The organism is Streptosporangium nanhuense, assembly GCF_059358815.1.
Window position 1 is genome coordinate 1,107,711 of the sequence record NZ_JCADBG010000001.1, and the last position, 12,839, is coordinate 1,120,549.

Genomic DNA, 12,839 nt, shown 5'->3' on the forward strand with positions numbered 1-12,839 from the left:
CCAGACCGTCCACCGGACGGCGCCCGCAAGGACTCACTCCGGGGGGCCGTACGGCTCGATCCTCGGGTCGGAGTAGGGGCCCTCGCCCGCCGAGGTGACCCGGCGGGCGGCGGCCTCGCTCACCCGCAGGCCGTACAGGCCCTGGTCGGGGTCGATGAGCACCAGGCCGTAGTCGGTGTCGACGTCCTCCTCGGGTAACTCCAGGCGCCGCATGGCCTGCGCGAGCGTCGCGTCGGGCGGGAGCCTCACGGTGATCAGGAGCATGCACTCACGCTACGCGCCTGGCGCGGCGGCGCAACGAGGCGAGCATTCCGGCCGTGTCGACGACGCCGTAGCCGTAGTCGTGGTCGTACCCGATGGCGCCGTGGTCGTCGGCGGTGCGCCGGAGCAGGGTGCGCAGCTGGGCGGGTGACAGGCGGGGGGAGGGCCACACGGTGCGTACGGCCGCGACCAGCCCGGCGGCGACGGGGCACGCGGCCGAGGTGCCCGAGTCGGCCTCGTCGTCGCCGAAGGCCGCCGAGCCGGAGAAGTGGGTGTAGGCGCACAGGTCGGGCTTGCGGGCGGTGAGGCGGCCCGGACCCTGCGAGGAGTAGCCGACCCGCTCGCCCCGGACGTCGACGCCGCCGATCGACAGGACGCGCGGGTGGGAGTTGGCTCCCGTGATCGGCCTGCCGGGGTAGGCGCACCGGCCGTCGGGGCAGTCGCGCCCGCAGTTTCCCGCGGCGAACAGCACGTCGGCGCCCGCCCGCTCCAGGCTGGCGACGATCAGGTTGAACGGGTGGGCGGGGTTGTCGGAGTAGTTGCCGGGGTGGCCCGCGGGGAAGTCCCAGTCGGGAGAGAAGGAGCCCCAGCTGTTGCTGATGACCAGGGAGCGCGAGGCGGCGGGCTGGGCCTCCAGGACGGTGCGCAGGTGGGCGAAGGCCGCCACCGCGTCCGACAGCAGGCCGTCCAGCGCGCTGCCGCCGGGGCGCCGGGACAGCAGCACGGGCACGTCGATCAGCGACGCGTTCGGCGCGGCGATGAGCGCGTCGAAGGCGCACATGCTGCCGTGGTCGACGGGGAACTCGCCCGCCTCGCCCCGCACCCCTGACGGCTTCCAGCTGTGCTGGGCGTCGAGGGCCACGGCGCGGTCGAGGCGCCGGGCCACGTGCGCGGCGTTGATGCCGGTGTCGAGCACCGCGAGCGCGACGCCCGAGCCGTCGAGACCCTCGCGGGCCAGCTCGGCGACGTTCAGCAGCCGCTCCACGTCGTGCCAGTCGCCCACCGGGGGCGTTCCGCCGCAGGTGAGACCGCGCTCTATCACCGGGTCGGCGAAGACCCCCACGACGTCCGGGCGGAGCGAGGGCAGCAGGGTGAGCCGGGTGGAGATCTCGTCGTCGGAGATCTCCCCGCGGACCAGCACCGAGGCCTGGTCGTCGGCGAAGGAGAACGTCAGCGGCTGGTTGAGCGAGAGGGGGTCGCCCCCGGTCTCGGGAACCGGCCGGGGCGCGACGACCGGGGTGAAGGAGGGGTCCACGACGACCCCGGGCAGCGCGTCGGCGACGTCGGCCGCCGGGGTGCTCACCGTGGGGTCGGCCACGGCCGCGACGACGTCGGGAGAGGGACGGAGCTGGAGCAGGACCCGCATGTGCACCACCGTGGCTCGAGGGGATCGGGGCTCACCACGTTCCTTCATCCGCCTCGGTCGCGTCCAGCCGTTGAAACCGCTCCCTATCCGGACTCATGGGACGAACCATTGCAAACGACGGACGCGGATTTCCTTCCCTGCGCGGGTGCCGATCACTAGCGTTGGGCGTCATGACCGCAGAGGCGGAGACGACTCCACCCCCCAGCCCCGACGACCGGCACACACACTGGCTGAGCACGCGGCCCAGACTGATAGTGGCCAGCGGTTTCATGCTCTTCCTGGAGCTGGCCCTGATCCGGTGGACCGGGTCGAACATCGTCCATCTGAGTTACTTCACCAACTTCGTCCTGCTGGGGTCCTTCCTCGGCATCGGACTCGGCTTCCTGCGGGTGGGTCGCAGCACCCGGCAGCCGTACTACTCGCCGATCGTGCTGGCCGCCCTGGTCCTGATCGTGTGGCTCTTCCCGGTCACCGTGGACCGCCAGACCGAGGGTGTCCTGTACTGGACGAGCCTGAGCGCCAGCGGGCCGCCCCCCTGGCTGATCCTGCCGGTGATCTTCGCCGCGGCGGCGATCGTGCTGATGGGCCCGGCCGAGCTGGTCGGGCGGTGCTTCCCCGAGCTCGAACGGCTGGAGGCCTACCGCTACGACCTGATCGGCAGCCTCAGCGGCATCGCGCTGTTCACCGCGTTGTCGTTCCTCAGCGCGCCCCCGGTGGTGTGGGGCACGATCGCCGCGATCGCCTACGCGGTGCTGCTGTGGCCCCGCAAGGTCTGGGCCCGCGCGGCGCTGCTCGTGCCGTCGCTGATCGTCGTCGGCGTCCTCGCGACGGAGACGCTGACGGCCGGGGCGCTGTGGTCGCCCTACTACAAGGTGACCTACGTGCGCGGCTACTGGAACGACGTGCCGCTGATGAACATCGACGTCAACGGCATCCCGCACCAGCAGGCCACCCCGGCCAAGAGCCGCCTGGAGTGGGAGCGCCAGTACGCCCTGCCGTACGAGCGCGCGGCCTCCGGCAAGCTGGACAACGTGCTCATCGTGGGCGCGGGCAGCGGCACCGACGTGTCCATCGCGCTGTCCAAGGGCGCCAAGCACGTCGACGCCGTGGAGATCGACCCCAAGCTGCTCGAACTCGGCCGCTCCTACCACCCCGACAACCCCTACAGCGACCCCCGGGTCACCACCCACGTCACCGACGGCCGCGCCTTCCTGGAACGGACCTCCGACAAGTACGACCTCATCCTCTTCGCGCTGCCCGACTCGCTCACCCTGGTGTCCGGGGCGAGCTCGCTGCGGCTGGAGAGCTACCTGTTCACCCAGCAGGCGATGGAGGCGGCGAGGGACCACCTCAAGCCCGGTGGCGCCTTCTCGATGTACAACTACTACCGCGAGACCTGGCTGGTGGACCGCCTCGGCTCCACCATGCAGGCCGCCTTCGGACACAAGCCCTGCGTCGACATCGTCAGCGAGACCGGCCAGCAGGCGGTGATCACCGCGGGGCTCACCGCCGAGGCGCAGCGGTGCGGCTCGGAGTGGGCGGGGGCGAAGGCCGACACCCCGCCTCCGGCCAGTGACGACCGGCCCTTCCTGTACCTGAAGGACCAGACGATCCCGCAGATCTACATCATCACCCTCGGCCTGATCCTCCTGGTCAGCGTGCTCGCCGTCCGTGCCGTCGCGGGTCCGTACCGGCGGATGCGCCCGTACGCCGACCTGTTCCTGCTCGGGGTGGCGTTCCTGCTGCTGGAGACCAAGGGCGTCACCGGGTTCGCGCTGTTGTTCGGCACCACCTGGGTGGTGAACGCGATCGTGTTCGGCGGGGTGCTGGTCGCCGTGCTCGCCGCGGTGGAGGTGACCCGCCGCTTCCGGGTGCCGTCCCTGCCCGTGATGTACGGCGTGCTGCTGGCGGGGCTCGTCCTGGCCTGGCTGGTGCCCAACTCCTGGCTGCTGAGCCTGCCGCTGCCGCTGCGCGCGGTGGCCGCCGTGGTCGTGGCGTTCCTGCCGATCTTCGCGGCGAACGTGGTGTTCGCCAAGCGCTTCGCCGACTCCGCGGACGCCACGGTGTCCTTCGGCGCCAACCTGCTGGGCGCGATGGTCGGCGGCTGCCTGGAGTACCTGGCGCTGATCATCGGCTACCAGGGGCTGCTGATCGTGGCGGGCCTGGTCTACCTGGGTGCCTTCGCCCTGCTGCCCAGGGGCTCCGGGGTGGCCGGGCCGGCCGGGGGCGCCGGTGCTGCCGGCGGGGTCAAGGTCGGCTGAGCCCCGAGGTCCCGGACGGAGGTCCGGTCCTGGAAAAGCGCTGTGGCCCGTCCTTCCGTGGGGGGAGGACGGGCCACACGCGCGAGGCGGTCGCGCGGAGCGCTCAGCGGCGGGGCCGCTCAGAGGTGGGGCCGTGTCAGAGGCGAGGCCGTGTAAGCGGTGGGGCCGCGTCAGAGGCGAGGCCGTGTCAGCGGTGGGGCCGCTCGCGCGGGGCGGTCAGAATCCGCAGAGCTCGTCCAGGGACTCGGCCTCGCCGTTCTGGGTGGGTGTCTGGCTCGGGGCTGCCGCCACCGCCGTCCTGGAGGGCTTGGGCGTCGCCGCGGGTGTCGCGCCGCTCGTACCACTCGCACCGCTCGTGCCGGGGGAGGCCGTCGCGGCCAGGGGGCGGCGGGCGGGCTGCAGCGACCGGCGCAGTGTCCTGGCGGCCGCGGCACGGATCTTCTGCCAGTCGGGCGAGCCGGTGTAGAACTGCGGCGGCACGAACTGGAGGCTGACGATCCTGGCGTCCTTGACCTTCAGCCCCAGCTCGGTGATGTGCTCCAGCAGCTCGCGGGGGATGTCGGTCTTCGCCATCTTCTTGGCCACGCCCGCGATCTTGGCGAAGTTGGTGAGCACGACCGACGGGGTGGCCTGCTGGGCGAAGGCGCCGATGACGCAGCGCTGGCGGGCCATCCGGGAGAAGTCGTCGCTGCCGACGCGGGAGCGCCCGTACCAGAGCGCCTCCTCGCCGGAGAGCTTCCGGTATCCGGCCTTGATGGTCCCGGCGGTGCCGTAGAGGCCGCCCCACGGGATGTCCCGCTCCACCCTGATCCTGAGGCCGCCGATGGCGTCCACCAGGTGGGCGAAGCCGAACATGTTCACCAGGGCGTAGTAGTCGATCTTCAGGTTGAGCGTGTAGCCGATGGCGTCCATGAGCGCCCGGGGGCCCCGCTGCCCGTTCTTGACCCCGGGCATCACCTCGGGGTGGTCCTCGGCGTACTGCCAGACCTCGTTGAGCAGGCCGCCGTTGGGCAGCTCGCGCATGAAGCCGTCGGGGAACCGCTTGCCGAGCGCGCTGCCGGGCGGGAAGCGGACGTGCTGGAGGTTGCGGGGAAGGCTGAACATCGCGGTGTTGCCGGTCGCGACGTGCACGCTGGCCATGGTCATGCTGTCGGTCCGCACGCCCTCCCGGTTCCCGGCGCCGTCACCGCCGACGAGCAGGAAGTTCACCCGCTTGCGCCCGCCCCACGGGTCCTCGTGCTTGACGGGGGCGACCGTGGGGTTGTCCGAGGCGCTCTCGAAGATGCTGTTGGCCGCCTCCTTGACGGTCATCACGGTGCTCGCGGTCAGCGCGAACGGCGCCATCACCGAGACGCACAACACGCCGACCGCGATGCCCGACACGATCTGGCCCCTGCCGCTGAGCCGGTCGGGCCTGAGGGAGACGTAGGAGAAGAGCACCAGCAGGAACCAGGCGATCGCGCCGACGACGGCCAGGACCGCCCCGGCCATCAGCGTGCTGTCGCGGGCCAGGAAACCCGCGTTCCCCTCACCGCTGAGGACGAGCCCGCCGACCAGGGCGGCCAGCAGCAGCGCGACGAAGATCGTGAGCAGGATGTACCCGGTGCGGCGGTGCCCCGAGCGCAGGTGCGCCGCGCCGGGGAGGACCGCCGACAGCGCGGTCCAGCCGATGAGCGTGCCGACCGTCAGCGGCCTGGCGAACCTCGGCCGCCTCCCGGGGGAGGCCGGAGGGCCGGGAGGCCCGGGAGGCCCGGGGGGACCGGGCGGGCCGGGAGGAGACCCGGCGGGCCCTCCGGTCTGCCCCGCTCCCCGGCCCGTCCCTCGGGTCTGTCCCGCTCCCTGGCCGGGCCGCGTGCCCGCTCCGGCCTGCGAGGGGGAGGTCGTCCGGCTGTCGGCCGCGCCCTGGGCGGGAAGAGGTTCCTGCCCGTTGTGCGCGGCCTGCCCGTTGCGTACGCCGTGCGAGGGGCTCGTTCCCTGCCCGTTGTGCACACCGTGCGAGGGGCTCGTTCCCTGCTCGTTGTACACGCCGAGGGAGGGGTTCGTTCCCTGGCCGTTGTGCACGCCGGGCGGGGGAAGCGTCCCCCGCCCGTTGGTCTCCTGCCCGTTGTGCGCGCCCGGGAGGGGGTGCGCCTCCTGCCCGTCGGCGGCGCCCCGTGCGCCGGGCTGGGACTGCGGGGGAGGCGTCCCCCGCCCGTCCGGTGCGCCCTGGACCAGGTCGGGGACGGCCCGGAGCCCGTTGTGCGCGTCCTTCGCGGGGGGCGCGTCCTGGCCGGTGGGAGCGCCCTGGGCCTGGGGCGTGCCGGGCGGGCCGGGGGGGATTCGCGTCTCGGCCGGACCCTGCTTGCCGCCGCGGTTCGTGCCCTGGCCTCCGCTGCGGCGCCGGGGGCGCCGTTTCCCACTGTCGCCGGCGAGATCCCCCGAGTCTTGCCCAAGGCGCATCGTCACACCGCTTCCTACTACTTTTGCCCCGGTCTACCTGCCAAAACGGCCAGGGTTCCCCGATTGAACAGAATTTGCCAGGATTCTAGTCCCCATACCTGGACATGACAGACAGATGGCTAATCTGTGGTGAATGATCCCTTAAGTCGTGACGTCGGCTAAGACGTCGAGGAGGACGGCGCCAACCAGGTGTTGCACTGGAACGCCTTGTTCTTCTCGTAGCCCTGGCGGAACCACCGGTTGTTGTTCGCGGGGGAGCCGTGGTCGCGGGGATAACCGGGCCAGTCGCCCACGCGGGAGTAGAAGTAGTAGAGGGTGTTGCGCCGGGCCGGGGTCACCGGGTAGCTGGCCGAGACCGAGCGCATGAACATCGCGCCGAAGCAGGTCGCCTGGAGCTCGAACCTGCGGCTCAGCGCGAGCTTCCCGCTGCGGCTGCTGGACCGCAGCGACCGCTGCCACCAGGTGTTGGACAGCCCCGACATCTGCTGCACGTGGTGCCCGTACTCGTGCGCCATCATGCTGACGACCCCGCCGTGCCACTCGGTGATGGAGCCGTACCCGCCGGAGTTGCCGACCCCGCGCGCCATCGCCCTGGTCGAGGCGTAGATGGTGGTGTTGCGCGGGCAGTAGTACGGCACCATGCTGCCGGGCGAGGGGAAGTCGCCGCAGGCGCCGCGGCCCTTCGTCGCGGTGAGGGCGTAGCCGGGCGGGCGCCACTCGATGCCCTGCTTGCGCATGATCTGGGACCAGCCCTTGTCCATGCACTTGGACGTCCTGAGGATCAGCGCCTTGAGCTGGCTGTGGCTGTAGATGCTCGCCGACCCCGCCGGGCAGTTCACCCGGGGAAGCCCTCCGGCCCGGTAGAGCGTGTTGTTCTCCAGGCTGGTGTTGAGCGTCCGGACCTTGACCGGGGGCTTGATGGTCTCCTCGGAGATGTCGGAGGAGGCCGTCGTCCGTCTCGGCTCGGCGGACGCGCTCCGCGCGGGCTCGGAGGTGGGCCGGTACGACGGCCTGCTGTCCAGTGAGGTGGGAAAGATCGCGATCGGCGAGACCGGGTCCGAGCGGCGGCTGCTCTTGGCCACCGCGCCCAGCACCACGAGCCCGACGAACACCAGCGCGAACACGCCGAGGATCCCGCCGACGATCGCCCCGGCGCCGCTGGAGCGAGGGCGCTGCGGCTGCCACTGCGGCGGCGGGTGGGCGTGCCGCTGCCGGGGGTCCGGCGGCGGTGGCGGGGCCGGATGCCCGTACGGCGCCGGGCCCGCGGGCCGCGTCGGCTGCTGCCGGTATCCCTGTCCCGGCGGTGGCTGCCGCGGAGGCATCGGCGGGGGCGGGAAATGCGGCGGATACCCCGGGGGCGGCGGCTGGGGGTGGCCCTGCGGCGGTCCGTGAGGCGGTCCCTGGGGTGGTCCCTGGGGTGGTCCCTGCGGCGGCCCGTAGGGCGGTCCCTGCGGTGGTCTTCGAGGTGGGTACCCCTGTCCCGGCGGGGGCGGGGGCGGCTGCCTGGGGGGAGCGGGCGGGTACCCGTACCCCGCTGGGAATCCCTGTCCTGGCGGCGACGCCGGGTGGCTCCCGTGCCCCGGCGGCGGCGCTGGATGGTTTCCCTGTATCGGTGGTGCCGGCGGATGTCCCGCCTGTCCCGGTGGCGGCGCCGGTGGGCCTCCCTGTCCCGGATACAGGGGCAGATGTGGATATCCCTGTCCCGGTGGCGGTTGGGGGTGGCCCTGAGCGGCCCACCCGGGCGGTGCCTGAGGCGGTCCCTCCTGAGGTGGAGGGGGCGGTGGAGGATAGTGCCCGTTGCCTGTCACGCTGTCTCCCCGTCGACCCGAGCGTCCGATCTGAGCTACAGGTCCGGACTTTTGCCGAATTTGGGGCGTAAGCATACTGATTTATCATCCGTCACGGATGTCGCTGCATTCGATTACATTCCGAAATCATCCAAGGTGATCTCCGCGATGTACCGGACCGATCCAGGGCTGGTGACCTAGCTTCAAATCATGAATCTGCAGCAGCTCCGCTATGTGGTCGCGACGGCGGAGCATCGCACCATGACCGACGCGGCCAGGTCGCTGTACATCGCACAACCTGCCCTTTCCCGTGCGATCAGGGATTTGGAACGAGAGCTCGGGATGACGTTGTTCGCACGTTCCGGACGTGGCGTGGTCGTCACGGCCCAGGGACGCCGGGTGGTCAAGCTGGCCCGGGAGGCACTCGACGCCGTCCGCGAGATCGAGTCACTGTCCACGCACGGCCACGCGTCCGAGGCGGAGCTCCGCATCGCCTCGATACCCAGCCTCGAACCGGGGCTGGCGGGACGCCTCCTCCCCGCGTACACCGCCGAACATCCGGGTGTGCGCATTCACATCGTCCGTTGTGACGGGCGGGACGGCGTGGTGAGCGCCATCAGGGACCAGCGGGCCGATCTCGGCCTGACGGACCTGCCCGTCCCCACCGATCTGATCAGCCATCCGCTGGAGCGCCAGGAGATCGTGCTGATCTCCCCGCCCGGCGTGGACCTGCCGGACCCGGTGCCGATGAGGAGACTCAACGGCATGCGGCTGGTGTTACCGGTTCCGGGCAGTTCCCGGCGCCGGGAGTTCGACGCGCTCTTCGCCAAACACGGTGTGGCCCCCGTGGTGGCGACGCAGCTCGACGAGCGCGGCAACTGGCTGAGCACCGTACGTTCGGGTACGGCCTCGATGCTCTGGTACCGGGGGATGGCCGAGCAGGCCGCCCGCGCCGGGCTCGTGGTCCGCACCCTCGATCCCTCGGTCCGCCGGGTGATCGCCATCGTTCACGCGCGACGGCGGCTGCCCGCCATCGCCCAGGAGTTCCTGTCCGTGGCCGAAAGTGGGTCGGCCGCGTAGGAGCCCTGAGGCTCGTCTGTTTTCCCCCAGAGGCGGCGCAGGTGGGAGCGCCGTCCTCTCCGACACCGGGCTATAGGCTCGGTCTCGATGACTATCTTGCGCCTGCGCGGCCGTGAGTTCCGGCCCGGCGAGTTCGCGATCATGGCGGTGGTCAACCGCACCCCCGACTCCTTCTTCGACCGGGGAAGGACGTACGGCTTCGACGCCGCCCTGGAGGCGGTGGACGGTGCCGTCGCGGGAGGCGCGGACATCGTCGACATCGGCGGCGTCAAGGCGGGGCCCGGCGACGAGGTCGATCCCGCGGAGGAGATCCGCCGGGTGGCCGACCTGGTCGCGGAGGTCAGGCGCCGTCACCCCCGGCTCATCGTCAGTGTCGACACCTGGCGCGCGGAGGTCGCCGAGGTCGTCGCCGAGGCGGGCGCGGACCTGCTCAACGACACCTGGGGCGGGGTCGACCCCGAGCTGGCCGGGGTCGCCGCCAAGCACGGCATCGGCCTGGTCTGCGCGCACGCCGGCCGCGTGACCCCGCGCACCCGCCCGCACCGCATCGCCTACGCCGACGTGGTCGCCGACGTCATCGGCTACACCGTCGACCTCGCCGAGCGCGCCGTCGCCGCGGGAGTGCCCAGGGAGTCGATCCTCATCGATCCGGCGCACGACTTCGGCAAGAACACCTGGCACTCCCTGGAGGTCAGCCGCCGCCTGGACGAGATGGTCGCCACCGGCTGGCCGGTGCTCGTCGCGGTCTCCAACAAGGACTTCGTCGGCGAGACCCTCGGGGGCCTGCCGGTGGACGAGCGCCACGCCGGGACCATGGCCACGCTGGCGGTCTCCGCCTGGCAGGGGGCGCGGGTCTTCCGGGTCCACGACGCCGCGTCCGCCCGCGCCGCCCTGGCCACCGTCACGAGCCTGCGCCGATGACGTCTCCGACCCCGCGGGCGCCACACCGCCCGCCGCGAAACACGGACGGGAGCCCGACCCATGCCGGAAGCCACGCCGGAAGAACTGCTCGACCACCTCGTCTACGCCACCCCCGACCTGTACGCGACCGTACGGGAACTCGGGGACCTGCTCGGCGCGGAGCCCGTCGAGGGCGGGCGCCACGTGGGGCTGGGCACCCGCAACTACCTGCTGGGCCTGGGCGGGCGCCGATACCTGGAGATCATCGGCCCTGATCCCGAACAGCCCGAACAGCCCTATTCAGGCCTCGACCGGCCGTTCGGCCTCGACCTGCTGCCAGGGCCGCGCCTGGTCACCTGGGCGATCCACCCGGCCGACCTCGACGCGACCGTCGCGCGGGCCCGCGAGCGTGGGTACGAACCGGGCGACGTCCACCCGATGTCGCGCCGCACCCCGCAGGGCGAGCTGCTGGAGTGGCGCCTCACGTCCTCGCCCGAGGACACCGGCGACGGGCTGGTCCCGTTCCTGATCGACTGGGGGGCCACGACGCACCCCGCCGAGCGCGGCCTGCCCGTGGTGGAGCTGACCTCCCTGACCGCCTTCCACCCCGACCCCGCGGCCGTCGCCGGGTACCTGGCCGCGCTCGGGGCCGAGCTGGAGGTGGCCGCGGGTGACGAGCCCCGCCTGGTGGCCGTGGTCGGCGGGGTCAGGCTCTCGTAGGGCGCGGTCCCGGCCGGTTCGCGGGGCGCGGGCACGGCCGGAGAAAAGGATCGGGCCACCCGTTGGGGGGACGGGTGGCCCGATCGGGCGGGCACGTGCCTCGCCCTCCTGGAGGGTCTACTGTGAGGTGATCTTGACGTCGTCGATCCCGGCCTCCACCAGGCTCGCGCCGGAGGCGTCGGCCGCGTCCACGACGACGCGGACGACCTGCCCGGCGTGACCGGAGACGTTGGCCGTGGCGGTGGCCCAGGCGGCGGCGCGGTTGGACGCGGCGCCGGTCTGGTTCAGCACGGTCGTGGTGGTCGTGCCGACCACGCGGACCCGGACGTAGTCCGCGCTGCTCGCGTTGTTCAGGTGACCGAGGTACCAGGAGAAGGACAGCGTGAGCGTCCCGCTCGCGGGCAGCGTGATCGCCGGTGACTGGGCGCTCGTCACGCCGCCGTCGATGTCGCCGTCGCCCGCGCTCGACCCGGCCGCCGCGCCACTGACCAGCCCGTACGTGCCGCTGGGGGTGGTGCCGGGCTGGGTGACCACGCCGCTCGACGCCTGTCCCGGGTCGCCGCGCTCGAAGCGGCCCGTCGTCGCGGTGTCGGTGCCGCCGGGGTTCACCGTCCAGCCGCGCTCGGCCTCGAAGTCGTCGGAGTAGACCACGGTGGGCTCGGGGCCGGGGGTGCCGCCTCCGACGTACAGCAGCAGGTTCGGCGATCCGGTGCCGGGGCTGGTCACCACGCCGGGCGTGGCGTTGGTGACGATCGTGTCGCGCACCTGCGCCGGGGTGGCGGCAGGGCTGCCGCTCAGGACCAGCGCAGCCGCGCCCGCGACGTGCGGGGAGGCCATCGAGGTGCCGTTGATCGTGTTGGCGGCGGTGTCGTTCGTGTTCCAGGCCGAGGTGATGGCCGAACCCGGGGCGAACAGGTCCAGGCAGGTGCCGAAGTTGGAGTAGGACGCGCGGGCGTCGGTGCTGGTGGTGGCGCCCACCGTGATCGCGGCGGGCAGCCGCGCGGGGGAGCGGGTGCACGCGTTGGTGCTCTCGTTGCCCGCGGCGAGCGCGTACACGACGCCGGAGGCGATGGAGTTGGAGACCGCGGTGTCGAGCGCGGTGCTCGCGCCGCCGCCCAGGCTCATGTTGGCCACGGCCGGCTTGACCGCGTTGGCGGTGACCCAGTCCACGCCCTCGATGATGATCGAGGTGGAGGTGGAGTTGCCGCAGCCGAACACCCGCACGCCGACCAGCGTGACGGCCTTGGCGATGCCGTACTGACCGCCGCCGACCGTTCCCGCGACGTGGGTGCCGTGGCCGTTGCAGTCGGCCACGTCGTTGTCGTCGTCGTAGACGTCGCGCCCGGCCTGCGCCCGCCCGCCGAAGTCGGAGTGGGTGACCCGGATGCCGGTGTCGATGATGTAGGCCCGCACACCGGAACCGGTGTTCGGCGGGGTGTAGTTGCCGTCGAGCGGCAGGTTGCGCTGGTCGACCCGGTCCAGGCCCCACGAGGCGACGGCCTGGTTGATCAGGGTGAACTCCTGGTCCTGCTCGACGTAGGCGACGTCGGAGCGCGCGGCGATCCGCCGGGCCTGCTCCTCGCTGGCCCGTACGGCGAACCCGTTGATGGCGCGCTGGTAGACGGCGCTGACCTGCGCGCCCTCGCCCTCGGCGACCTCGCGTGCCCTGCGCTCGCGGTCGGCGCGGGTGAACTGGCTCTTGAGGACCACGATGTAGCTGTCGGGAAGCGCGTTCGCGCCGTGCGCCTTGACGATGGAACCGGTGGATCCCGTGGATCCCGTGTGCCGCTGCAGCGCCGAGGCCGGGGTGACCGACCCGAGGGCGAGCAGGAGTGCGGCGGTGACCAAGCCCGCTAATCGGAGGGCGGGGGTCTTGCTCATGTTCGCGGACCTCCTGGAGGGGGTGGGCCCGGCATCCCGGTCGGGGATACCGGGCGGCGGTGGAGCGTCCCCATCGTCGGCCAGCGCGATATTTACTGCAATATCATGACAGAAGTAAACCAATTTGTTATTTAGTTGTACGCA

9 protein-coding genes are annotated in these 12,839 nt (G+C 72.0%); 4 read left to right on the forward strand and 5 right to left on the reverse strand.

Annotated elements, in window-relative coordinates:
- Positions 1-33: 33 nt before the first annotated feature.
- Positions 34-264, reverse strand: a complete 231-nt coding sequence (locus AC5L38_RS04645) for a hypothetical protein (protein ID WP_495241483.1) — start codon at positions 262-264, stop codon at positions 34-36.
- A gap of 4 nt (positions 265-268) precedes the next feature.
- Positions 269-1,627 carry a S8 family peptidase gene (locus AC5L38_RS04650; protein ID WP_495241484.1) on the reverse strand — a complete coding sequence of 453 codons (1,359 nt, stop codon included), beginning with the start codon at positions 1,625-1,627 and terminating at the stop codon, positions 269-271.
- Positions 1,628-1,797: 170 nt separating this feature from the next.
- Here AC5L38_RS04650 and AC5L38_RS04655 point away from each other — a divergent pair, with 170 nt between their 5' ends.
- Positions 1,798-3,888 (forward strand): spermine/spermidine synthase domain-containing protein, encoded by a 2,091-nt coding sequence (locus AC5L38_RS04655; protein ID WP_495241485.1) that lies wholly within the window; start codon positions 1,798-1,800, stop codon positions 3,886-3,888.
- Positions 3,889-4,104: 216 nt separating this feature from the next.
- On the opposite strand, the gene AC5L38_RS04660 is transcribed toward AC5L38_RS04655, so the two are convergent.
- Both AC5L38_RS04660 and AC5L38_RS04665 read right to left on the reverse strand, forming a co-directional pair.
- Complete coding sequence (locus AC5L38_RS04660) at positions 4,105-6,327, reverse strand: LCP family protein (protein WP_495241547.1); 2,223 nt, start codon at positions 6,325-6,327, stop codon at positions 4,105-4,107.
- A gap of 158 nt (positions 6,328-6,485) precedes the next feature.
- Positions 6,486-7,649, reverse strand: coding sequence for a neutral zinc metallopeptidase (locus AC5L38_RS04665; protein ID WP_495241486.1), 1,164 nt, complete (start codon positions 7,647-7,649; stop codon positions 6,486-6,488).
- Positions 7,650-8,324: 675 nt separating this feature from the next.
- Here AC5L38_RS04665 and AC5L38_RS04670 point away from each other — a divergent pair.
- The 3 genes from AC5L38_RS04670 (at position 8,325) to AC5L38_RS04680 (ending at position 10,814) form a co-directional block, all read left to right on the forward strand.
- A complete protein-coding gene (locus AC5L38_RS04670; RefSeq protein WP_350966547.1) occupies positions 8,325-9,194 on the forward strand; it encodes a LysR family transcriptional regulator in 870 nt (289 codons plus the stop codon).
- Between the two features lie 87 nt (positions 9,195-9,281).
- Positions 9,282-10,115 carry a dihydropteroate synthase gene (gene folP, locus AC5L38_RS04675; protein ID WP_495241487.1) on the forward strand — a complete coding sequence of 278 codons (834 nt, stop codon included), beginning with the start codon at positions 9,282-9,284 and terminating at the stop codon, positions 10,113-10,115.
- A 60-nt stretch (positions 10,116-10,175) separates the two neighbouring features.
- The gene (locus AC5L38_RS04680) at positions 10,176-10,814 is read left to right on the forward strand and encodes a VOC family protein (RefSeq protein ID WP_495241488.1); all 639 of its coding nucleotides are present in this window, start codon (positions 10,176-10,178) and stop codon (positions 10,812-10,814) included.
- A gap of 117 nt (positions 10,815-10,931) precedes the next feature.
- On the opposite strand, the gene AC5L38_RS04685 is transcribed toward AC5L38_RS04680, so the two are convergent.
- Positions 10,932-12,662, reverse strand: a complete 1,731-nt coding sequence (locus AC5L38_RS04685; RefSeq protein ID WP_495241489.1) for a S8 family peptidase — start codon at positions 12,660-12,662, stop codon at positions 10,932-10,934.
- Between the last annotated feature and the right edge of the window lie 177 nt (positions 12,663-12,839).

Bases quoted from the DNA above. Each gene is read 5' to 3' on its own strand.
- AC5L38_RS04645 (WP_495241483.1), bottom strand. From the start codon at position 264: ATGCTCCTGATCACCGTGAGGCTCCCGCCCGACGCGACGCTCGCGCAG.
- folP (WP_495241487.1), top strand. From the start codon at position 9,282: ATGACTATCTTGCGCCTGCGCGGCCGTGAGTTCCGGCCCGGCGAGTTC.
- AC5L38_RS04670 (WP_350966547.1), top strand. From the start codon at position 8,325: ATGAATCTGCAGCAGCTCCGCTATGTGGTCGCGACGGCGGAGCATCGC.
- AC5L38_RS04665 (WP_495241486.1), bottom strand. From the start codon at position 7,649: ATGCCTCCGCGGCAGCCACCGCCGGGACAGGGATACCGGCAGCAGCCG.
- AC5L38_RS04650 (WP_495241484.1), bottom strand. From the start codon at position 1,627: ATGCGGGTCCTGCTCCAGCTCCGTCCCTCTCCCGACGTCGTCGCGGCC.
- AC5L38_RS04660 (WP_495241547.1), bottom strand. From the start codon at position 6,327: ATGCGCCTTGGGCAAGACTCGGGGGATCTCGCCGGCGACAGTGGGAAA.
- AC5L38_RS04680 (WP_495241488.1), top strand. From the start codon at position 10,176: ATGCCGGAAGCCACGCCGGAAGAACTGCTCGACCACCTCGTCTACGCC.
- AC5L38_RS04655 (WP_495241485.1), top strand. From the start codon at position 1,798: ATGACCGCAGAGGCGGAGACGACTCCACCCCCCAGCCCCGACGACCGG.